Consider the following 22014-nt stretch of genomic DNA (forward strand, 5'->3'; position numbering starts at 1 on the left):
AAGACAGGCGTAAAAACGCAGTACCGGCAATAAATTATGCTGTTCTGCGGTTTTCACGCCGCATATTCATTTTCTGTTGTCTTCAATCTCTTTCGGATCTGTACCCCAGGGAGAGTTCTTACTCTTTTTGTCCTCATCCGATGAACTGGAATAATCCTCAGGGTCGAGATCAATAATATCGTCATCCTGTGGCGTATGTCTTTGCCCGTAATGTTGATAGCTGGCGCTGCCTGCCTGAAAATCAGTCGCCATCACCACACGGTTACGTAAAAAACGATTCCAGATCAGGTCGCGGACAAACGGGATAAACAGCAAAAGTCCGATAATATCGGTCAGAAATCCCGGAATAATCAGCAAAATACCGGCAAAAATCAGCAAGGTTCCGTGAATGATTTCACGTTGCGGTGCACGCCCTGCGGCGGTTTCCGCTTTCATCTGGTTAAGCAGGCTCAGACCCTGACGACGCAATAATGCAAAACCCAGAACCGCACTGAGGATAATCAGACCAAGTGTTGCCAGCACACCGATTTCTGAACCGACAATGACAAAACCGGCGATCTCTATAAATGGCAGGGCTAAAAACAGCAGCAGGCTGATCGGACCAAGCATTTTTGTCACGGGTGATGAACCTCTTGATAGTGGAGCGGCACGGACGGATTTTACCGTAAATATGCCGGATTATGATTTTAAACAGGATATACAGATAAGAATTCCGGTTTGGCATTTGAATGCCGGAATGCGGTGAACTATATATTTTTTCAAAACATAGCGTTTTTATGGTATCTTTGAGCCGTCTTAATAACTGGTTGCAGCACATCTGGCAGATTGCCCGTACTGAAGAATTATACAATATCCGGTCTGGTACAGCATATTCAGAATATGTTCTGTAAAAAAGATATTGTATAATTCTTCAGTACAGGCAAAACCTGAAACTGAATAGCTAGAGTGCATCCCGAAAAGTGGGAACCGGTTTTCGGAACAAGATACGCATAAAAACAAAAGACTAGAGCATTTATAATGATTCAATTTAAACTGGAAATGCTCTAGAAGTTCATTGTGAGTTCCGGCAGATCACTGCGGAGATAATTGGCGAGCGGTATGAATTTTTTCAGTTTTGGCACATTCTTTTTCTTCATTGTTGCAGTGATTATTTTCCTGCAGCTGCGCAGTGTATTGGGCAAACGCACAGGCAATGAGCGGCCGCCTTTTGATCCTTATACAACGCGTCAGGATGATACTGCCGCTCTGTCGCAGCAGAAAGATAACGTTGTTTCGCTGCCGCAACGTCAGACAATTGAAAATCAGGCAAAAGATTTTACAACAATTGATGCAATGGCACCGGAAGGCTCGGAGCTGAACAACGGCCTGCGCAATATTCGCGCACAGGATGCCGGTTTTGATCCGAAAGAATTCCTCAACGGTGCCAAAATGGCCTATGAGATGATTGTGCTGTCCTTTGCCGATGGCGATCGTAAAACTTTGAAAAACCTGCTTTCCAAAGATGTTTACGAAGGTTTTGATGCTGCGATTAAAGAGCGCGAAACCCGTGGTGAAAAAGTGAATTCTACCTTTGTCGGTATCAATCAGGCAAAAATCATTGCGGCTGATATGAAAGGCAAAGATGCACAGGTTACAGTGCGTATTGTCAGCGAGATGATCTCTGCGACACAGGACAAGCAAGGCAATATTATCGACGGCGATCTGGAAACAGTTGCGGAAATCCGCGATGTCTGGACTTTTGCCCGTAACACTGCAAACCGCGATCCGAACTGGAAACTGGTGGCAACCGAAGCGGAAGATTAATCTTTGTTACTGGGTCAGCATCGGTAAGTGTCAGAACTTAAAAATATTTGAGGAGCAGTGTTATGTCAGATCTGTCTGCTGCGCACTGCTCCACTGAGCTTCTCAATTTCACCGATTGCGCTGGCTGGGCAGAAGATAATCACGCTGCAGCTTTTAATGCTTTTTTGAAATCCGCCATCTATGCCGAAACGCATCTCTATAAGAGCGGTAGTCTTGGCCCGCAATTTGAAGACCTTGTGCCTGTTTTTGCGCAGGCCCGCTCATTGGCGGCGGCACAACAAATTGACCGGCAGACAGCGCGTGCATTCTTTGAGCGCTGCTTTTATCCCGTTAAAATCATTCCCCATGACCGGAAAACCGGTTTTGTAACCGGTTTTTACGAACCGGAAATTGCTGCTTCCCGTGTAAAAACTGCACAATATTCAGTGCCGTTTTATCGAAAGCCGCCAGATCTCATCAAGCTGGATGCGGATAACCGTCCGAAAAATTTGCCTGAGGACATGGCTTTTGGCCGGTTTGATCGTGAGCAGATTAGCGAATATTTTGACCGGCAGGCGATTGATGAGGGAGCATTGGCAGGGCAAGGTCTGGAAATTGCCTATGTAGCCAATAGAGTGGATGCCTATTTTGCTCATGTACAAGGTGCTGTGCGTCTGAATTTTGACGATAGCACGCAAATGCGCCTGACCTATGCGGCTAAGTCAGGACATGGCTTTACCGGTGCAGGACGGGTTCTGATTGATAAAGGCGAGCTGGAACCTGCAAAGGTTACTATGCAGTCGATCCGGCAATGGTTGGCAGAGCACCCTGCCCGTATTGATGAAATTCTGTGGCATAATCGGTCTTATATTTTCTTCCGTGAAGCTCCTGTGGATGATCCTTTATCCGGGCCGGTGGCGGCTGCCAAAGTACCTTTGACCGCACAAAGATCACTGGCGGTGGATCGTAAATATCATTGCTTTGGCACGCCGTTTTTCATAAACACACATAAGAATTTAGAAAATGGCGAGGTTTTTCGTCATTTGATGATTGCTCAGGATACCGGATCAGCCATTCTTGGCCCTGCCCGCGGCGATCTGTTTTTCGGTTCCGGCGATGCGGCTGGCGCGCTTGCCGGCGGAATACGCCATGATGCTGATTTTATAATGCTGGTTCCCCGAAAAAAGGTGGCGGATTAGCATTATGAAACACAAAAAGAATAAGCGCTCTGCCACGCGCATTTCGGATAAAAATACAATGAAAATACCAAAAAATCCGAAATTGGAACCTGATCCGGCTGAGGTTTTATCAAAACAGAATTCTGGCTTTCTCAAAAATGAGGATCGTATTCTCTGGGAAACAGTTGCACGCACAACCCGTCCTTTGCGTCCTGTTAAGCCACGACAGGCCTTTGTGATCGAGGATATGCATCTGTGGGATATTGAGAATGGCATCAATATTCCGCAGCGTGTGGAGGCCGAGCCGGTCAAAGCGTCTGTTGCCAAAGCAGCCGGTGAAACATCTCTGCAAAGCCGTAAAAAACAGGAAGTGGTCACCAATCCGCTTCACGATATCGACCGGCCGACAATCCGTAAGATTGCCAAGGGGCGCGTTGAAATTCAGGCACGGATCGATCTGCATGGTATGCGCCAGCATGAAGCGCATGATCTGCTATATGGTTTCCTCTCAGATGCCTGGCACAGAGGTCTGCGCTTTGTCTTGGTGATTACCGGCAAAGGCACATCCATGGGCAGTGACGGCGTGTTAAAACAGGCTGTGCCGCATTGGTTCTCCACGCCCCTCTTCCGCCTCTATGTGAGCGCCTATGAGGATGCTGTGCGCCATCACGGCGGTCAAGGTGCGCTCTATGTCAGGCTGCGCAAAACACCGGCTGAGAAGCTCGCAGAGCGCCAGTCCTTCCCGTCAGGAAAGCGGCCATTATCATGACACCATTTGGTCAGCGTTTACGGAAATTGCGTGAGGAACGCGGTGTCAGCCAGAAGGAAATGGCAACAGCTATCCGCGTGTCAGCCGCCTATCTTTCAGCACTGGAGCACGGGCGCCGCGGTCAGCCGACATGGGATCTGCTGCAAAGAATTATCGGTTATTTCAATATTATCTGGGATGAGGCAGAGGAATTGCAAAATCTGGCAATGATCTCGCATCCGCGTGTGACAATCGACACTTCTGGCCTGTCGCCGGAGGCTACAGAACTGGCTAATCTCTTGGCTAATCATATCCGTATTCTGGACAGGAATATGATCGAAAGCCTTAGCACAACGCTGCGGCTGGCTCATAAAAAACACCGCAGCCTGCGTTAGAGCATTTCACAGTCAAGTTGGATCAACTTGACGTCCGTGATAATGCGACCAAATAAAGAATCTAGAGCGAGCGCTGTGATCCAATCTGAATGTAAACCGCTCTAGAGCATGTCGTGGAAAGCGGGCACCGGTTTTCCGATAACGACATGCGTAAAAACAAGAAGACAGCGCGCGCAGCGGATACAATTAAACGCGACACGCTCTGAAACCTCAATTTAAAATAATGATTTCAGATCATCGATTTTGGAATTGACCAGCCAGCCATAGTAATTTTCCTGCGGCAGCTGTTTATTTTGTTTGCCTGCATTGATGGCCGCCAGAGCGCGGGCGCGGCTGTCTGCCCCGCCGGTATTATACAGGGTTGCGGTAATACCCGGATTTTTCGAAATATCGAAATCGGCATATTTATTATAAGCCGTGATGGAATGTTTGATGGTCGCCGCCATATAGTGCAGGCTCAAATCAGGGTCCATAATGGTTTTATAAACCTGTGCACCATCATCGGCACTGAGCTTCGGCAGGCCGGATACGCGGTTGACCATGTCAGACATTTGCAAAGCCGTCAGCGGGCTGATCTGACCAAGACCAAAGGTCTGACCTGCATAGAAAGGCTGGAAAAACACGGCAGCGAAGCGGTTATTCGGATAGGCATTACCGTCAATTTTTTTGCCGCGGAATTTGCTGTCCCAGATATTTTCACGGCAGGTCCAGAGGGAATAACTATCTGACAGACCCGCACATTTCTCAAATTCAGGGCGTTTGATGAAATCGCTGACAGATTCACCTTTATAGCTGAAGCTGACGCCTTGTTTCACATAGGAAATAGCTTTGACATAATAGGTCTGCAGCTGGTCATAGGCATCAACATTATAGGTGTGCTCGCCGATAATCGCACCGGCAATATGCACGGGATCAATATTATAGGCTGCGGCCGCCGATTTGATTTTGGTGCGCAAGCCACGATCCGATTTCAGCAATCCGTAGATTTTCTGATATTTGGCTTCATAAGTCGTGCGCATTTTTTTGGTGCGATTGGCGGAAGCGCCGGGAATAGTCGGCTGCTCGGCATTGCGGTTACCGGCCGGCACAACAGTTGTAGCCTGTGCATTGGAGACGAGTGTCAGCGCAAAAAAACCTGTTCCGGCAGCAATTGCTATCCGTTTAAAATTGTTGCCGAGGTTCATAGGTATTTTTGCTCCGTTCGCATTTGCTTGTCCTGCTGAATGGGAATTTCAGGAAAGCACGGCATTTTAACTTCGCGCAGAAAATATGAAACCCTCGCGCACAAGTCGAGAGGGTTTCAAAAACTTAACTGCATATGATGTGTGAATGTCACACAATGCTTATAGTCGGCTTATATCCGTATTAAAGGATGAAGCGTGACAGGTCGATATTCTTGGCCAGATCACCGATGCTGCTACGCACATAAGCTGCATCCACGGTGAAAGTGGAGCCGCTTTTATCCGGTGCATTGAATGAAATATCATCCAATACTTTTTCCATTACCGTTTGCAGACGACGTGCACCGATATTCTCAATGGTTGAATTGAGATCAACGGCAATATCCGCAAGCGCATCAATGGCATCGTCGGTGATTTCCAGCGTCACCTCTTCTGTCGCCATCAGCGCCACATATTGTTTCAGCAGGCTGACTTCGGTTTCCGTCAGGATTGAGCGGAAATCTTCGCGTGTCAGAGCATTCAGTTCAACACGGATCGGCAGACGTCCCTGCAATTCCGGCAACAGATCGGATGGTTTGGAAACATGGAAAGCGCCCGAAGCGATAAACAGGATATGGTCGGTTTTAACCGGCCCGTATTTGGTCGCAACGGTGGTACCTTCGACAAGCGGCAACAGATCGCGCTGCACGCCTTCGCGGGAAACCCCTGCCCCCATACCGCCTTCACGGGATGCGATCTTGTCGATCTCGTCAAGGAAAACGATACCGTCATTCTGGGTGACTTCCAGTGCTTCCTGTGTCACCTGATCCTGATCGAGCAGCTTGTCGGATTCATCATTAATCAGCAGCGCATAAGATTCTTTAACCGTGGTTTTGCGCGGCTTTGTCCGCCCGCCCATGGCTTTGCCCAGCATATCGCTTAAATTGATCATGCCGATATTAGCGCCTGGCATGCCCGGAATTTCAAAACCGGGCATACCGGAGCTGTTATCTGCCAGTTCAATCTCGATTTCTTTATCATCGAGATCGCCTTCGCGCAGTTTCTTGCGGAAACTGTCACGGGTCGCAGGGCTGGCAGTTTTGCCGACCAATGCGTCCAATACGCGTTCTTCCGCATTGATATGGGCTTTGGCTTTCACCTCTTCGCGCTTTTTCTCGCGCACGAGGCCAATGGCGATTTCCACCAGATCACGGATGATCTGTTCCACATCGCGGCCGACATAGCCGACTTCAGTGAATTTTGTTGCTTCAACCTTGATGAAAGGCGCACCGGCCAGCTTGGCAAGACGGCGTGAAATCTCCGTTTTACCGACGCCGGTTGGTCCGATCATCAGAATATTTTTCGGCATCACTTCTTCGCGCATATTGCCTTCCAGCTGCTGACGGCGCCAGCGATTGCGCAGGGCAATAGCAACAGCGCGCTTGGCAGCTTTCTGACCGATAATGAAGCGATCAAGCTCAGAGACGATTTCACGTGGAGAAAATGTGGTCATATTTATCAGGATCCGCTTTGCCACTGCCGGATAAAGTCAACCGGATGCAGCAGCATGATAACATTGAGAATAAGGTTGTCTCGAATAACGATAAGGGCAAGAATTTCGAAAAACACTGCCGTGACGATTATCACCCATATAGGAAGCCGGGCTGCGAGAAAAAAGCCCAGCACCATGGAGAGCGTATCGAATACGGAATTGAGAATACTGTCGCCGAAATAATCCACGGAGGATGTATTGGCCCTGTAGCGCTCAATAATGAAATTCGAATTCTCAACCAGCTCCCAGCCGATTTCCAGTCCGAGCGCCAGCAGCAACCGCACATGCAGCGGTGCTTTTGGTGCAATCAGCCAGAACAATCCGTAGAAAATAAAACCGTGAATGATGTGGGACAGCGTATACCAGTCAAAGAATTGCTGGGAATTTTCATTGCTGTTCACTTCATTGACGAAGAGACGGATTGTTCCGCATTCGCAGACCGGAACGCGCCCCATCATGTACAAAATAACCGCCTGAATGGCTGCTGTGATTGCAATGATGAGCAGGATTTTATCCCACTGCCAATGTGGCTTTGACGCGGCAGGCGGAAGTGATGATGCGGTCACGATAAACCTTTAGTGTTTTACAAAACTAAATAACGATACCGCATAATTGGCAGGTTCTTACGCGCAATCAAGACTTTCGACAGTGAAATTGCTGTTTGTGTAAACGCAGATTTCCGCTGCAATGGTCATTGCTTTGCGGGCAATTGTTTCCGCATCCATGTCTGTGTCAATCAGTGCACGGGCAGCCGACAGCGCATAATTACCGCCGGAACCGATGGCCATCACGCCGTTTTCCGGCTCCAGAACATCGCCGAGACCGGTAATGGCCAGCGTGATATTCTTGTCGGCAACCAGCATCATCGCTTCCAGCTTGCGCAGATAGCGGTCGGTACGCCAGTCTTTGGCCAGCTCTACGGATGCGCGCATCAGCTGATCCGGATATTGCTCCAGTTTGGCTTCCAGCCGTTCAAGCAGGGTGAAAGCATCGGCAGTCGCACCGGCAAAACCGGTAATCACACTGCCGCCTTTGCCAATACGGCGCACTTTGCGGGCATTGCCCTTCATAATGGTCTGGCCGAGGGACACCTGTCCGTCACCGGCGATCACCACTTTATTGCCCTTGCGCACGGTGACAATGGTGGTGCCGTAAATTGTATTCGGATTATGTTCAATCATTTGCGCAACTCCGCTGATTGGTCTTCATCAAATCGATCTGCTGTATTTATGATCTCATACGTAAATTACAACGGACAATAATACAGCCTGTTTCATCAAAGCATTTGGCAAAACTCAACCACTGTTCTAGAACAAGGCCGGAGAAGAACAAGATCGGGTTATCAATATGAGCAATCAGCGTATAGCAAAAGTCAGCCGCAGCACCAAAGAAACCAGCATTGAAGCTGAAGTCTTTCTGGATGGTACGGGCCGTTTCGATATTTCGACCGGCGTTGGCTTTTTCGATCATATGCTGGAGCAATTATCGCGACATTCGCTGATTGATATGAATATCACCACCAAGGGCGATACGCATATTGATGACCATCATACGGTTGAAGATACCGGCATTGCGATCGGTAAGGCTATTGCGGAAGCCTTGGGTGAACGTCGTGGTATTGTGCGTTATGCCTCGATTGATCTCGCTATGGACGAGACGCTGACCTCTGCGGCGCTGGATGTGTCAGGTCGTCCGTTTCTGGTATGGAATGTGGCATTCAATGCACCGAAAATCGGCACATTCGATACAGAGCTGGTGCGGGAATTCTTTCAGGCGCTGGCGCAGAATGCAGGCATTACCCTGCATGTGAATATGCGCTATGGTATCAATAATCATCATATTGCCGAGACCTGTTTCAAGGCTGTGGCGCGCGCATTGCGTATGGCGATTGAAACCGATCCGCGGCAGAAAGATGCCATTCCTTCGACAAAAGGCACGCTGAAAGGCTGATTATGGCCAGCTATATCGTTCTGGAACCAACGGACGCGGTAAAACTGAAACCGGTTAAAGCTGTTGCGGGTGACCATACGATTTTTGTGCGCGATGAGTTTACCGTCTTCGCGCTGATCCTGCCGTTTCTCTGGTTATTGGTGCATCGCTTGTGGTGGCATGCGCTGATGGTTGCTTTGATCGGCTGGGGTGCATTCAGCGTTTTGGGTTCTTATCTTTCTTCTGCTTTTGTCGTTTCCGGCCTGTCACTTTTGCTGTCGCTGTTTGTTGCGCTGGAAGGGCGTAACTGGTATCTCACAGCGCTCAGACGCAAGGGTTATGAGGAAGTGGCACTGATCAGCGCCAATGACTTGAGCGATGCGGAAACTCTTTATTTTTATGGTGCTGCAAAACCGGCAGAAAAAGCAGAGCCTGTCTCTGTGTCTTCTGACAATAAGGTTTTGTCCGGCACTGTGACCGGCACGGCGGTTCCTGCGGCAATACATGCTGCAGACGGCGCTATGATCGGTCTGGTTGATTATCACGGAAGGTCGTGACATGCGTGTTGCCATTATTGATTATGGTTCCGGAAATCTCAAATCGGTAGCCAAGGCTTTTGAACGTGCGGTATCGGATATGGGCAGTCCCATTCATGTGGATGTGACCAGTGATGCCAAAGCCGTACTGGCCGCAGATCATATTGTGCTGCCGGGTGTCGGCGCCTATGCCGATTGCCGTCGCGGTCTGGATGCTGTTTCCGGCATGGTTGATGCTTTGAGCGAAGTTGTTCAGCATAAAGCACGACCGTTTCTCGGCGTTTGCGTTGGGATGCAGCTGCTTTCAACGCGGGGGCTGGAAAAAAGCATCACCAATGGCCTCAACTGGATTGAAGGCGATGTGCGCGAAATGAAGCCGTCTGATGCCGCGCTGAAAATTCCGCAGATCGGCTGGAATACGATTGAGCTGAACCATGCCCATCCGGTATTCAACGATATAGAAACCGGCGAGCATGGCTTGCATGCCTATTTCGTGCATTCCTATATGTTTGATGTGAAAAACAGCGCTGATGTGCTGGCAACCACCAGCTATGGTGGGAGCGTAACGGCGGCAATTGCGCGCGATAATATTGTCGGCACGCAGTTCCATCCGGAGAAAAGCCAGCGCCTCGGCCTTAAACTCATTACTAATTTCCTGAAGTGGAAGCCATGATACTTTTTCCGGCAATTGACCTGAAAGACGGTGAATGCGTTCGCCTGAAACTGGGTGATATGAACCAGTCTACGGTTTATAACACTGATCCTGCGGCTCAGGCGAAAGCCTTTGAAGATCAGGGATTTGAGTGGCTTCATGTGGTTGATCTGAATGGCGCTTTTGCAGGTTCCAGCGTCAATGGTGCGGCGGTTGAGGCTATTCTCAAAGCAACCAAAAATCCGGTACAGCTCGGCGGCGGTATCCGCACGCTGGAACATATTGAGGCATGGCTTTCCAAGGGACTTTCCCGCGTCATTCTCGGCACCGTTGCCGTGCGTGATCCGCAGCTGGTGATTGAAGCCTGTAAAGAATTTCCGGGCAAAGTCGCTGTCGGCATTGATGCCAAAGGCGGCAAGGTTGCGGTTGAGGGCTGGGCAGAGGCTTCAGAACTCGGCGTGATTGAACTGGCGCAGAAATTTGAAGGGGCAGGGGTCGCCGCTATTATCTATACGGATATTGACCGCGACGGTATTCTGGCTGGCATCAACTGGCCGTCAACTCTGGGCTTGGCAGAAGCCGTGTCTATTCCGGTAATTGCTTCCGGCGGTCTGGCCTCGATGGATGATATTCATCGTATGACGCAAGCCGATGCCCGTAAGCTGGAAGGTGCAATTTCCGGTCGTGCACTTTATGACGGCCGTATTGATCCGGCTGAGGCGCTGGCACTGTTACGTGCCGCAAAGGAGGCCGCACAATGACTTTGAAAGCACGGGTTATTCCATGTTTGGACGTTAAAGATGGAAGAGTGGTGAAAGGCGTCAACTTTGTTGATCTGATTGATGCCGGAGATCCGGTGGAAGCTGCAAAAGCCTATGATGCAGCGGGTGCTGACGAATTATGCTTTCTCGATATTACTGCATCCTCCGACAATCGCGAGACGATTTTCGATGTGGTTGCGCGTACCGCTGAGCAATGTTTCATGCCGCTGACAGTCGGTGGCGGTGTGCGTGCGGTTGCTGATATCCGAAAACTCTTGCTGGCCGGTGCCGACAAGGTTTCTATCAATACTGCTGCGGTACAAAATCCTGATCTGATTGCGGAAGCGGCAGATAAATTCGGCAATCAATGCATTGTTGTCGCCGTAGATGCCAAGAAAGTATCGGGCGCAGGAGAGGCGGATCGCTGGGAGATTTTCACCCATGGCGGCCGCAATGCAACCGGTCTTGATGCGATTGAATTTGCCCGCACAATGGTTGATCGCGGAGCAGGGGAAATTCTGCTGACCTCGATGGATCGTGACGGTACCAAAGTTGGCTATGATCTGGCGCTGACCCGCGCTGTGGCCGATGCCGTGAGCGTTCCGGTGATTGCCTCCGGTGGTGTCGGCTCTCTGGACGATCTGGTGGCCGGTGTGAAGGAAGGTCATGCCAGTGCGGTACTGGCGGCGTCCATTTTCCATTTTGGCACTTACACAATTGAAGAAGCCAAACGCTATATGGCAAGTCACGGTATTGCTATGCGTCTGGATGATGTTCGAAATTAACAGATCAAACTGGTTTTCTGAGAGGAAACCAGTTTGATTTACTGATAAAATTAAGTTGTTTCATGCAATGAGGGGTGCTTTTCATCCCTCATTTGCTTTAAAGAGCATTCGCATTGCTGTGCGGGATTCTCATCGCGCATTCTATAAATTGCACTGAAACAGGAGTGCAGCATGACAGATTTCACCCTTGCTGAGCTTGAGCAGATTGTGGCTAATCGCGCGGCTGCAACAGACGGCTCATCTTATACAGCCTCACTGATTGCCAAAGGTCAGCATAAGGCCGCCCAGAAACTGGGCGAAGAAGCGGTTGAAACTGTTATTGCGGCGATGATGCAGGATGAAAAAGCTGTCATTTCTGAAAGTGCCGATCTGCTCTATCATTTGCTGGTAGTATGGAAGATTGCGGGTGTGTCGCTGGAATCCGTGATGCAGGAACTGGATAAACGTACATCGCAAACCGGTCTTCAGGAAAAAGCTGCACGAAAACCGGAATAGACTGAAGCATTCATCTGGTTCCCGGGTTTATTCAGAGATCGAAATGCACTCCATGGATCTTTTCAAAAAGAAGCATTATTCGCCTTATCAGGTTTTTACCGCTGCGGAATGGGCAGAGTTTCGTGCCGATACGCCGCTGACCCTGACGCTGGATGAAGTGAAACGTCTGCGTTCGCTGAACGATCCGGTGGATCTGGATGAGGTGCGCCGGATTTATCTGGCTTTGTCGCGTCTGCTGTCGACCCATGTGGAAGCGCTGCAATCGCTCTACAAACAGCGCAAACAGTTTCTGATGAAGGATGATACGGTCAAAACACCGTTTATCATCGGTATTGCCGGTTCCGTTGCGGTCGGAAAATCGACCACAGCGCGTATTCTGAAGGAATTGCTGAGCCGCTGGCCATCGAGCCCTAAAGTCGAGCTGGTGACGACTGACGGCTTTCTCTATCCCAATGAAGTACTGCGTGCCGAAGGCCGGATGGAGCGTAAAGGCTTTCCGGACAGTTATGATGCCGGTGCCATTCTCAATTTCCTGTCATCTATGAAGGCAGGCATGAGCCATGTTCAGGCGCCGGTCTATTCGCATCTGACCTATGACGTGGTTGCCGGTAAGCATGTGACCATTGATCGGCCGGATATTCTGATTTTTGAAGGCATCAATGTGCTGCAGGTGCGTGATCTGCCTGCGGACGGCAAAGCCGTGCCGTTTGTGTCGGATTTCTTTGATTTCTCGATCTATATTGATGCTGATCCGGTACTGATCCACAAATGGTATATCAACCGTTTTATGAAGCTGCGTGAAACGGCATTCCGTGATCCGCAGAGCTTCTTCCACCGCTATTCGCAATTGTCGGAAGAGGCGGCATTGTCGATTGCCGAAGGCCTGTGGACGAATATCAATCTCAAAAACCTGTTTGAGAATATTCTGCCGACCCGCCCGCGTGCTGATCTGATCCTGCGCAAAGGCGAAAATCATATGATTGAAGAAGTCGCTCTGCGCAAAATCTGAACTTCAGAGTTGTAAAAAAGCCCCGCTGTCATCGACAGCGGGGCTTTTTGTTTTGATCGGAATTATGCCAGCGGCGGAATACGCAGAACCTGACCCGGATAGATTTTATCCGGTGAGGTCAGCATTGGCTTATTGGCTTCAAAGATTTTCGGGTTTTTATCGCCATGGCCTTTGCCATACTGGGCTTCAGCGATTTTCCAGAGATTGTCGCCCTTTTTCACGGTGTAGAAAACCGGTGCCGCACCTTCAGCAGCGCCGTCAACTTTCAGTTCCGAGGCTTCTACTTTGGAAACGCCGAGGGAGTTACCGACAGCAATAATCGCTTTTTCAAAAGCGGACTGATCTTTGACATTGCCGGAAAGTACAGCCTTGTCGCCCTGAACAGTTACCTGCACATCGCCGGTGCCGAGATTATGGGAATCCAGCTCTTTTTTCAGATCTTCTGCTTTAGGCTCATCGTCACCAAAGCCAAGTTTGGTACCAACCGATTTCACAAAATCAAATATTCCCATTCCGTTTCTCCTTTGAGTGTCAGATATCATCCGCTTAAAGAATATAGGCAGGTAAATGAATTAAGGAAGCCACCCGTATAAAATAACAGGGATTATCGGGTATTAGAGCGCCGTGTGCCAGATCTGGCACACAAAGGTCGCTCTAATCACCTTTGACACGCTGGCGCATTTTCTTGACGTCTGCGCGACCGGACTTTGCTTTCAGGCGCCGCTCGACAGAGCCTTTGGTCGGCTTGGTCTTTTTACGCGGTGGCGGCGGCGGTTTGGCAGCCTCGATGATCAGCGCAATCATACGGTTGCGGGCATCTTCACGGTTCTTTTCCTGACTGCGAAAGCGGCTGGCTTCAATCACAATCTCGCCGTCTTTATTGGCACGCTGCCCAGCAAGGCTGATGAGACGCGCATAGACATCTTCCGGCAAGCCCGCTTGCATGGCTGTAAAGCGCAGCTGCACGGCTGTTGAAACCTTATTCACATTCTGTCCGCCTGGACCTGAAGAGCGGATAAAGCTCTCCTCCAGCAGGTTTTCATGAATGCTGATCCGGTTGGTAATGCGGATAAGATGTTTGTTTTGTTCCGTCATGAGCGGATTTATAACGGAATATCTGAAATCTGCGAAGATAAGTGCAGAAATAAAAAACGGTGCCTGAAAGGCACCGTTCTTAATTTCAGAAATGCAGATTTATTTATTCAGCAGCAATTGCCAGAGCCGGTGCAGCCGAACGGACTTCCGCATCTACATGGTCTTCAAACTTGGCAAAGTTTGTGATGAACATGTTGGCCAGTTTTTTAGCCTGTGCGTCATAAGCAGCTTTATCCGCCCATGTTGAACGCGGGTCGAGAATGCTTGAATCAACACCGGGAACAGCCACAGGAACTTCAAAACCGAAGTTAGGGTCTGTGCGGAATTCTGCACCATTGAGCGAACCATCAAGTGCTGCGGAGAGCAGGGCACGTGTTGCCTTGATCGGCATACGGTTACCGGTGCCGTAAGCACCGCCGGTCCAGCCGGTATTGACCAGCCAGCAGTCAACTTTGTGCTCAGCAATCAGTTTACGCAGCAGATCGCCGTATTCCGACGGATGGCGCGGCATGAAAGGCGCACCAAAGCAGGTGGAGAAGGTTGCTTCCGGCTCGGTCACACCTTTTTCAGTACCGGCAACCTTAGCGGTGTAACCGGACAGGAAGTGGTACATAGCCTGAGCAGGGGTCAGCTTGGCAATCGGAGGCATGACGCCGAACGCATCAGCTGTCAGCATGATAACATTCTTAGGCTGACCGGCAGTGCCTGTCTTGGATGCATTGGAGATGAAATCCAGCGGATAGGCTGCACGGGTATTTTCAGTGCGTGAACCATCGTTGAAATCCGGCTGGCGGTTTTCATCAAGAACAACATTTTCCAGCACGGTGCCGAAACGCTGTGTTGTGGAATAGATTTCCGGCTCAGCTTCTGCCGAGAGACGGATGGTCTTGGCGTAGCAGCCGCCTTCAAAATTGAAGATACCGTTTTCGCTCCAGCCGTGTTCATCATCACCGATCAGCGTGCGTGTCGGATCAGCGGAGAGGGTGGTTTTACCGGTGCCGGACAGACCGAAGAAAATCGCGGTGTCGCCGTTTGGTGCTTCATTAGCCGAGCAATGCATCGGCATAATGCCTTTTGCAGGCAGAATGTAGTTCAGAGCGGTAAAGACCGACTTCTTCATTTCACCGGCATAGGAAGTACCGCCGATCAGCACAATTTTGTTGACCAGATCGCAGGCGATCACGGTTTCTGTACGGCAGCCGTATTTTTCAGGATCAGCACGGAAGGATGGCAGATCAATAATGGTCATTTCCGGCATGAAGCTCTGCAGGGCAGCAATTTCAGGACGGATCAGCAGGTTGCGGATGAACAGTGAGTGCCATGCAAATTCGGTTACAACGCGAACCTTGATATTGTGCTCGGCATCGGCGCCGCCGATCAGATCCTGAACGAACAGTTCTTTGCCTTTGGCGTGCTCAATGAAATCGGCATGCAGCTTGGCAAAATTTTCCGGGCTCATCGGCTTGTTGTTGTCCCACCAGATCTGGTCTTCGGTGGTTGCATCACGCACAACGAATTTGTCTTTAGGGCTACGTCCGGTATGTTGTCCGGTCACGGCCATCAAAGCGCCCTGTGCAGTCAGAGTTGATTCACCGCGGCGGATCGACTCCTCATAGAGCTGGGCCGGTCCGAAATTATAATAGACCGCGGCGAGGTCTTTTAGCCCCGTCGTTGCAATGGAAGCAGCTGGATTGCGATTGCCAGTCTCGATCATAATTTTCACTCGCAGTTTTCATTGGTTGGTCGACAGCGCATTTTCTCTCCGCGCTAAGGCAAAGTCACAACCAGATTAGCGAGACAATTTCAAATCTTTAATCGTTTAAAATTTTTTAAATTTTATTTAAATCGTTTTTATGGCAATTTATTTTGCCGCTATCCACATAAGCAAGGTGTCTGGAGCGGGTATAAATTGCAGGCGAAGCATCAGAAAAATTGCTGCTGCCTTACTTTGTACTTAATTTGTCCTGCTTAAAAGACGTGCTATATAAGTTGAATAGTCGAATTTGATTGAGGAGAAGCGACCTGATGAGGGAAGTTCCGGTAACACAGACCATTGCGCTCGTAGATGATGACCGCAATATCCTGACTTCTGTTTCCATTGCTCTGGAGTCGGAAGGCTATCGGGTCGAGACCTATACAGACGGTGCTTCCGCGCTGGATGGTCTGATGGCGCGTCCGCCAAATCTTGCAATTTTCGATATTAAAATGCCGCGTATGGATGGTATGGAACTGCTCCGCCGTCTGCGCCAGAAATCTGATCTGCCGGTGATCTTCCTGACATCGAAAGATGATGAGATCGACGAATTGTTCGGCCTGAAAATGGGCGCGGATGATTTTATCACCAAGCCGTTCTCGCAGCGTCTGCTGGTAGAGCGTGTTAAAGCGGTGCTGCGCCGTGTGGCGGCTCGTGAAGGTGCGGTTAAAAATCCGGGTCAGCCGACAAAGTCATTGCAGCGCGGCCAGCTGGAAATGGATCAGGAGCGCCATACCTGCACATGGAAGGGCGAACCGGTTACATTGACGGTGACTGAATTCCTTATCCTGCATTCGCTGGCACAGCGTCCGGGTGTTGTGAAAAGCCGTGATGCGCTGATGGATGCCGCTTACGATGAACAGGTTTATGTGGATGACCGCACGATTGACAGCCATATCAAGCGTCTGCGTAAGAAATTCAAAGTTGTTGACGATGATTTTGAAATGATTGAGACGCTTTACGGCGTTGGCTATCGCTTCCGCGAGGCGTAAAAGCCTCGCAATATAAGAAAAGCACGAGGCGTAAAAGCCTCGCATTTTAGAAAGTACGAAGTGTAAGCGCTTCGTACTATAAAAAAGCCCGAAGCGTGAAGCTTTGCAAATATAGCTGATATAAAAGCACGGAGCGGTTATAATGCATTGCATAACCGCTCCGTCTTAATTCGCTGAAGGAACTGATCGCCCTCAATGGTCGCTGAAACGGAAAACAGAACGACATTGCGCCGCAAGGAACGTCTTGCGCGCCGTCAGCGTTCGCTTGTCTGGCGGCGACTGTTTTCACCGCTGCGCCGTACATTGGGCAATTATGTTTTCTCCAGTCTGACCAAGCGTATTCTGTTTCTTAATCTGGCGGCGCTTGCGGTGCTGGTTTCGGGGATTATGTATCTCAACCAGTTTCGTGATGGTCTGGTGGACGCGAAGATTGAAAGTCTTCTGACGCAAGGTAAGATTATCGCGGCTTCCATTGCCTCATCGGCAAGCGTTGATACCAATTCGATTATGATCGATCCGGATAAGCTGCTGGAGCTGCAGGCCGGTCAGAGTATTACTCCGTCACCGGATTCTCCGGATAACTGGGAATTTCCGATCAATCCGGAAAAAGTAGCGCCACTGCTGCGGACATTGATTTCTCCGACCAGTACCCGTGCGCGTATTTACGATAATAATGCCAATATCCTGCTGGACTCGCGCCATCTCTATTCGCGCGGACAGGTGCTGAGCTATGATTTGCCGGTACTGGATGAGGATGATCAGAGCTTTGGCGAGCAGATCAGCACATGGTTCAATAATCTGATTAACCGTAACAGCCTGCCGCTCTATCAGGAGCCGCCGGGCGGTAATGGTTCTGTCTATCCGGAAGTGATTACAGCTTTGACCGGTTCTTCCGGTAAAGCACAGCGCCGGAATGAAAAAGGCGAGTTGGTTGTCTCGGTTGCCGTTCCGATCCAGCGTTACCGTGCGGTGCTCGGCGTTTTGCTGATGTCGACCGAGGGCGGTGATATTGATAAGATTGTTCGTGGTGAGCGCAATGCGATCCTGCGTGTCTTTGTTGTTGTGTCGCTGGTGATGGTGATCCTGTCGCTGTTTCTGGCTTCTACGATTGCTAATCCGTTGCGCAAATTGTCTGAAGCAGCGGATCGTGTGCGCCACGGTATTAAAGGCCGTGTTGAAATTCCGGATTTCTCCGACCGTCAGGATGAGGTCGGCCATCTTTCTACCTCGATCCGCGATATGACCGATGCGCTTTATGCACGTATTGAGGCGATTGAAAGTTTTGCGGCCGATGTCAGCCATGAGCTGAAAAATCCGCTGACTTCTCTACGCAGTGCAGTTGAAACGCTGCCTCTGGCGAAAACCGAGAGTGCTAAAAAACGTCTTCTTGACGTGATCCAGCATGATGTGCGCCGCCTTGATCGTTTGATTACCGATATTTCCGATGCATCGCGTCTGGATGCCGAACTTGCCCGTGAGCATACGGATCGGGTGGATATGCAGGCACTGCTCAATAATATTGTGGCAGCTGCGAGAGAAGTGCGCCGCAATAAAGTGGGCACAAAAATCCTGCTGGATATCGGCAAGCTTCCGGCAGGGGCAAAAGGTTTTTATCTGCCGGGGCATGATTTGCGGCTTGGTCAGGTTGTCTCTAACCTGATTGAAAATGCCCGTACCTTTGTGCCGGAAGATAATGGTGAAATCAGAATTTACCTGAACCATAAAGGTTCAAAAATTCAGGTTGTCGTTGAGGATAATGGTCCGGGTATCGGCGCTGAAAATATTGAACGTATTTTCGAGCGTTTCTATACGGATCGCCCGTCTTCTGAGGCTTTTGGTCAGAATTCCGGTCTGGGACTTTCAATCAGCCGGCAGATTATCGAAGCACATGGTGGTACACTAACGGCTTCTAATATTCCTGATCCTGAAGATGCTGAACATTGGCTGGGTGCGCGGTTCCTGATTGATCTGCCGGCAGAATTACCGGAAAACACCAGACGTCAGCGTGCACAGGCGGCACAGAATACGGAAAACTGATAATAAAGCGGAGAAACGCATGAGCAATTCTGAAAGTTTTGTGTTTCACGCCACATCTCTGGTTCTTGGTTCCTTTGGCATTTTAATATGTGGTGCTTCCGGCTCGGGAAAATCATCGCTGGCGCTCACTCTGATCGAACGCGCGCAGCAGACAGGCCGTGTCGGTACATTGATTTCTGATGACCAGACAACGATCAGTACAGAAGAGGGGAAGCTGATCGCTTCCACACCTTCAGCGATTGCCGGTGCTGTTGAAATTCGCGGGGCAGGTTTATTTGAGGTGCCGTATCAGCCACAGGCAGAAATCAATCTGCTGGTCGAACTGGTAAGTGCGGATAAAGCGCCCCGTTATCCGGCAGATGAAAAGCGCGAACTGGCAGGAATTATGGTTCCTGTGCTGGTCTTGCCGGAATTGGCAGGGGATTGCGATTCGCTGCAATGTGCCAGAGCAATAGAAGCGACTTTATTTATGAAACGCTGGGGCAGCCGTGAAACGGCCTGAAAGCCCTTGTTTTTTAACGGCTGGTTTAGAATAAAATCTGTGTTTCAGTGCGGCATAACCGACGAAAGCCGTGGGGGGCTTTATTTTTTGCTTGCACTCATTATTCTCGGTGCCAACATAGAAGGTCTGGCCAATATTAAAAATCTGAGCCTGAATTCAGAAAATAACGGCCATAGAATTTATGTCTTAGGGGTAAATGTCTGAACTTTTGGTTCGGATTGAGCTTACAAGCTTTTATATTGTGAGTGCGACAATGGAAAAGCGACCAGCAGGAGCAGTTTAATAATGATCGGACTCGTGCTTGTTACGCACGGAAGGCTGGCCGAAGAGTTTCACCATGCTGTTGAGCATGTTGTCGGCCATCAGGAAAATTTCGAAACCGTTAGTATCGGTGCCGATGATGATATGGAAAAACGTCGTGAGGATATTGTCGCGGCGGTTGCTAAGGCCGATCAGGGGCAGGGTGTTATTATTTTGACCGATATGTTCGGCGGAACACCTTCCAATCTGGCAATTTCGGTGCTTGATGCAGGCAGGGTTGAGGTCATTGCCGGTGTTAATCTGCCGATGCTGATTAAACTGACCAGTGTGCGTCAGTCCGGTGATATGGAAGCATCATTGCGTGAAGCGCAGGATGCAGGCCGTAAATATATTAATGTTGCCAGTCAGGTACTGACGAGCAAATAACAAAGTCAGGTACTGACGAGTAAGTAATAATCTCAGGTACTGATGGGTAATCAGATTAGGTACTGACGGGAAAAATAAATATGGCTCAGGTTGCTGTCAGCGGATGTTATGAGCCTGATAAGGCAGAGACCCGCAAATTTACGATCGTGAATAAGCGGGGTCTGCATGCGCGGGCTTCGGCAAAATTCGTGCAATTGGTGGATAGTTTTGACGCTCATGTCCGTGTTGAAAAAGACGGAATGAGTGTTGGTGGCACATCGATTATGGGGTTGATGATGCTTGCCGCATCACCTGGATGTTGCATTGATGTCAGCGCCTGCGGCGTTGAGGCAACAGCCGTACTTGATGCGCTGGAGCAGCTTGTCGGCGATAAATTCGGCGAAGAATGCTAAAGAGACTTAATTCAGTTTTTAAAAGCACCGGTCACTCCGGTGCTTTTTTATTGGCTGGCTCAGGTTACATAAAGATATAAAGATTACCTTATATTTTTGTTTGAGCCGCTTTCTCTGATCTGCTACACATATTTTTATTGAAGTTGTAACAGCTGAAAGCGGAGTGCAGATGTCTGTATCGGGAGAATATATCATCAAGGATATCGGTCTGGCTGACTGGGGACGCAAGGAAATTGTCATTGCGGAAACAGAAATGCCGGGTCTGATGGCATCGCGTGAGGAATTCGGGCCGAAACAGATATTGAAAGGCGCACGGATTTCCGGCTCCCTGCATATGACAATTCAGACTGCCGTGCTGATTGAAACACTTCAGGCGCTGGGTGCGGAAGTACGCTGGGCATCCTGTAATATTTTCTCGACACAGGATCATGCGGCTGCGGCGATTGCGGCTGAAGGCACGCCGGTTTTCGCCATTAAAGGCGAAACACTGGAAGAATACTGGACCTATACGGACAAAATTTTCCAGTGGCCGGATGGTGAGCCTTCGAACCTCATTCTAGATGATGGCGGCGACGCCACCATGTATATTCTGATCGGTGCACGCGCTGAGGCCGGTGAAGATGTGCTGTCAAAACCGGGCAGTGAAGAAGAGGAAATTCTCTTCGCTCAGATCAAAAAACGTATGGCTGAAACACCGGGCTTTTTCACCCGCCAGCGTGCGGCGCTGAAAGGTGTGACGGAAGAAACGACTACCGGCGTAAACCGTCTTTACCAGTTGCAGCGTGCGGGTCAGCTGCCTTTCCCTGCGATTAACGTCAATGACAGCGTAACTAAATCGAAATTCGACAATAAATACGGCTGTAAAGAGTCGTTGGTGGACGGTATCCGTCGCGGTACCGATGTGATGATGGCCGGTAAAGTCGCTATTGTTTGCGGCTATGGCGATGTGGGTAAAGGGTCTGCCCAGTCACTGCTTGGTGCCGGTGCCCGTGTGAAGGTCACGGAAGTTGATCCGATCTGCGCCCTGCAGGCGGCAATGGATGGTTTTGAGGTGGTCACACTCGACGATGCCGCAGCGGATGCGGATATCGTCATCACCACAACCGGCAATAAAGACGTCATCACCATCGAGCATATGCGCAAGATGAAAGACATGGTGATTGTTGGCAATATCGGCCATTTTGATAATGAAATTCAGGTTGGTGCACTGCGCAATCTGAAATGGACGAATATCAAACCGCAGGTGGATATGATCACCTTCCCGGATGATAAGCGTCTGATCCTGCTATCCGAAGGTCGTCTGCTCAATCTCGGCAATGCGACCGGCCATCCGAGTTTTGTGATGTCGGCCTCTTTCACCAATCAGGTGCTCGGTCAGATCGAGCTGTTCACCCGTGGCGAGACTTATAAAAACGAAGTCTATGTGTTGCCGAAACATCTCGATGAAAAGGTTGCGCGACTGCATCTGGCCAAGCTTGGCGTGAAGCTGACTGTGCTTTCTGAGGAACAGGCTGCATATATCGGTGTGACACCGCAGGGGCCGTTTAAATCGGATCACTACAGGTATTAACTAT

25 protein-coding genes are annotated in these 22014 nt (G+C 49.8%); 17 read left to right on the forward strand and 8 right to left on the reverse strand.

The annotated features are described in order from the left end of the window. Positions 1-66 precede the first annotated feature (66 nt). Positions 67-609, reverse strand: a complete 543-nt coding sequence (locus BKD14_RS00760) for an FxsA family protein (RefSeq protein ID WP_022709145.1) — start codon at positions 607-609, stop codon at positions 67-69. A gap of 489 nt (positions 610-1098) precedes the next feature. On the opposite strand from BKD14_RS00760, the gene BKD14_RS00765 reads away from it, so the two are divergent. The 4 genes from BKD14_RS00765 (at position 1099) to BKD14_RS00780 (ending at position 4103) form a co-directional block, all read left to right on the forward strand. Then, positions 1099-1803 (forward strand): Tim44/TimA family putative adaptor protein, encoded by a 705-nt coding sequence (locus BKD14_RS00765; protein WP_022709147.1) that lies wholly within the window; start codon positions 1099-1101, stop codon positions 1801-1803. A gap of 62 nt (positions 1804-1865) precedes the next feature. After that, the gene (locus BKD14_RS00770) at positions 1866-2981 is read left to right on the forward strand and encodes an MltA domain-containing protein (RefSeq protein ID WP_075653919.1); all 1116 of its coding nucleotides are present in this window, start codon (positions 1866-1868) and stop codon (positions 2979-2981) included. A gap of 58 nt (positions 2982-3039) precedes the next feature. Continuing rightward, entirely contained in the window at positions 3040-3729 is a 690-nt protein-coding gene (locus BKD14_RS00775; RefSeq protein ID WP_083646839.1) for a Smr/MutS family protein, read from the forward strand. Next, positions 3726-4103: a helix-turn-helix transcriptional regulator gene (locus tag BKD14_RS00780; RefSeq protein WP_022709150.1), complete on the forward strand. Its 378-nt coding sequence runs from the start codon at positions 3726-3728 to the stop codon at positions 4101-4103. The genes BKD14_RS00775 and BKD14_RS00780 overlap by 4 nt, the downstream gene beginning before the upstream one ends. 215 nt (positions 4104-4318) lie before the next feature. Here BKD14_RS00780 and BKD14_RS00785 read toward each other — a convergent pair whose 3' ends face one another. The 4 genes from BKD14_RS00785 to hslV form a co-directional block, all read right to left on the reverse strand. Continuing rightward, a complete protein-coding gene (locus tag BKD14_RS00785) occupies positions 4319-5287 on the reverse strand; it encodes a DUF1402 family protein (protein WP_083646729.1) in 969 nt (322 codons plus the stop codon). Between the two features lie 181 nt (positions 5288-5468). Further along, a complete protein-coding gene (hslU, locus tag BKD14_RS00790; protein ID WP_075653920.1) occupies positions 5469-6776 on the reverse strand; it encodes an ATP-dependent protease ATPase subunit HslU in 1308 nt (435 codons plus the stop codon). 5 nt (positions 6777-6781) lie between these two features. Beyond that, complete coding sequence (locus BKD14_RS00795) at positions 6782-7324, reverse strand: DUF2585 domain-containing protein (RefSeq protein WP_245293568.1); 543 nt, start codon at positions 7322-7324, stop codon at positions 6782-6784. A 114-nt stretch (positions 7325-7438) separates the two neighbouring features. Next, on the reverse strand, positions 7439-7996 hold the full coding sequence (gene hslV / locus BKD14_RS00800; protein WP_022709154.1) for an ATP-dependent protease subunit HslV: 558 nt from the start codon (positions 7994-7996) through the stop codon (positions 7439-7441). A gap of 160 nt (positions 7997-8156) precedes the next feature. On the opposite strand from hslV, the gene hisB reads away from it, so the two are divergent. The 7 genes from hisB to coaA all read left to right on the forward strand — a co-directional run bounded on the left by hisB (position 8157) and on the right by coaA (position 12982). After that, positions 8157-8765 (forward strand): imidazoleglycerol-phosphate dehydratase HisB, encoded by a 609-nt coding sequence (hisB, locus tag BKD14_RS00805; protein WP_175576073.1) that lies wholly within the window; start codon positions 8157-8159, stop codon positions 8763-8765. A gap of 2 nt (positions 8766-8767) precedes the next feature. Then, a complete protein-coding gene (locus tag BKD14_RS00810; RefSeq protein ID WP_075653923.1) occupies positions 8768-9301 on the forward strand; it encodes a DUF2628 domain-containing protein in 534 nt (177 codons plus the stop codon). A gap of 1 nt (position 9302) precedes the next feature. Beyond that, positions 9303-9953: an imidazole glycerol phosphate synthase subunit HisH gene (hisH, locus tag BKD14_RS00815; RefSeq protein ID WP_022709157.1), complete on the forward strand. Its 651-nt coding sequence runs from the start codon at positions 9303-9305 to the stop codon at positions 9951-9953. Next, positions 9950-10693 carry a 1-(5-phosphoribosyl)-5-[(5-phosphoribosylamino)methylideneamino]imidazole-4-carboxamide isomerase gene (gene hisA / locus BKD14_RS00820; RefSeq protein ID WP_075653924.1) on the forward strand — a complete coding sequence of 248 codons (744 nt, stop codon included), beginning with the start codon at positions 9950-9952 and terminating at the stop codon, positions 10691-10693. The genes hisH and hisA overlap by 4 nt, the downstream gene beginning before the upstream one ends. Next, positions 10690-11478 carry an imidazole glycerol phosphate synthase subunit HisF gene (gene hisF, locus BKD14_RS00825; protein ID WP_075653925.1) on the forward strand — a complete coding sequence of 263 codons (789 nt, stop codon included), beginning with the start codon at positions 10690-10692 and terminating at the stop codon, positions 11476-11478. Before hisA ends, hisF begins: the two co-directional genes overlap by 4 nt. Before the next feature lie 171 nt (positions 11479-11649). Beyond that, positions 11650-11973: a phosphoribosyl-ATP diphosphatase gene (locus BKD14_RS00830; RefSeq protein ID WP_075653926.1), complete on the forward strand. Its 324-nt coding sequence runs from the start codon at positions 11650-11652 to the stop codon at positions 11971-11973. Between the two features lie 43 nt (positions 11974-12016). After that, positions 12017-12982, forward strand: a complete 966-nt coding sequence (coaA, locus tag BKD14_RS00835; RefSeq protein ID WP_162994456.1) for a type I pantothenate kinase — start codon at positions 12017-12019, stop codon at positions 12980-12982. Positions 12983-13044: 62 nt separating this feature from the next. Here the strand turns inward: coaA and lysM are convergent, their stop codons facing one another. The 3 genes from lysM to BKD14_RS00850 form a co-directional block, all read right to left on the reverse strand. Next, entirely contained in the window at positions 13045-13494 is a 450-nt protein-coding gene (lysM, locus tag BKD14_RS00840) for a peptidoglycan-binding protein LysM (RefSeq protein ID WP_075653927.1), read from the reverse strand. A 142-nt stretch (positions 13495-13636) separates the two neighbouring features. Continuing rightward, positions 13637-14089, reverse strand: a complete 453-nt coding sequence (arfB, locus tag BKD14_RS00845; RefSeq protein ID WP_175576074.1) for an alternative ribosome rescue aminoacyl-tRNA hydrolase ArfB — start codon at positions 14087-14089, stop codon at positions 13637-13639. A gap of 91 nt (positions 14090-14180) precedes the next feature. Continuing rightward, on the reverse strand, positions 14181-15791 hold the full coding sequence (locus BKD14_RS00850; protein WP_028233223.1) for a phosphoenolpyruvate carboxykinase: 1611 nt from the start codon (positions 15789-15791) through the stop codon (positions 14181-14183). Positions 15792-16102: 311 nt separating this feature from the next. Between BKD14_RS00850 and BKD14_RS00855 the strand changes: the two genes are divergently transcribed. The 6 genes from BKD14_RS00855 (at position 16103) to ahcY (ending at position 22010) form a co-directional block, all read left to right on the forward strand. After that, a complete protein-coding gene (locus tag BKD14_RS00855; protein ID WP_022709262.1) occupies positions 16103-16822 on the forward strand; it encodes a response regulator transcription factor in 720 nt (239 codons plus the stop codon). Positions 16823-17017: 195 nt separating this feature from the next. Next, positions 17018-18859: a sensor histidine kinase gene (locus BKD14_RS00860; protein WP_075653929.1), complete on the forward strand. Its 1842-nt coding sequence runs from the start codon at positions 17018-17020 to the stop codon at positions 18857-18859. 19 nt (positions 18860-18878) lie between these two features. Beyond that, the gene (locus BKD14_RS00865; RefSeq protein ID WP_075653930.1) at positions 18879-19361 is read left to right on the forward strand and encodes an HPr kinase/phosphatase C-terminal domain-containing protein; all 483 of its coding nucleotides are present in this window, start codon (positions 18879-18881) and stop codon (positions 19359-19361) included. Between the two features lie 285 nt (positions 19362-19646). Further along, positions 19647-20048 carry a PTS sugar transporter subunit IIA gene (locus BKD14_RS00870; protein WP_075653931.1) on the forward strand — a complete coding sequence of 134 codons (402 nt, stop codon included), beginning with the start codon at positions 19647-19649 and terminating at the stop codon, positions 20046-20048. 80 nt (positions 20049-20128) lie between these two features. Then, entirely contained in the window at positions 20129-20440 is a 312-nt protein-coding gene (locus BKD14_RS00875; protein ID WP_022709257.1) for an HPr family phosphocarrier protein, read from the forward strand. Between the two features lie 169 nt (positions 20441-20609). Further along, positions 20610-22010, forward strand: a complete 1401-nt coding sequence (gene ahcY, locus BKD14_RS00880; protein WP_075653932.1) for an adenosylhomocysteinase — start codon at positions 20610-20612, stop codon at positions 22008-22010. The last annotated feature ends 4 nt before the right edge of the window (positions 22011-22014 follow it).

Source organism: Pseudochrobactrum sp. B5 (assembly GCF_001939785.1).
Taxonomy (GTDB): Bacteria; Pseudomonadota; Alphaproteobacteria; order Rhizobiales; family Rhizobiaceae; genus Pseudochrobactrum; species Pseudochrobactrum saccharolyticum.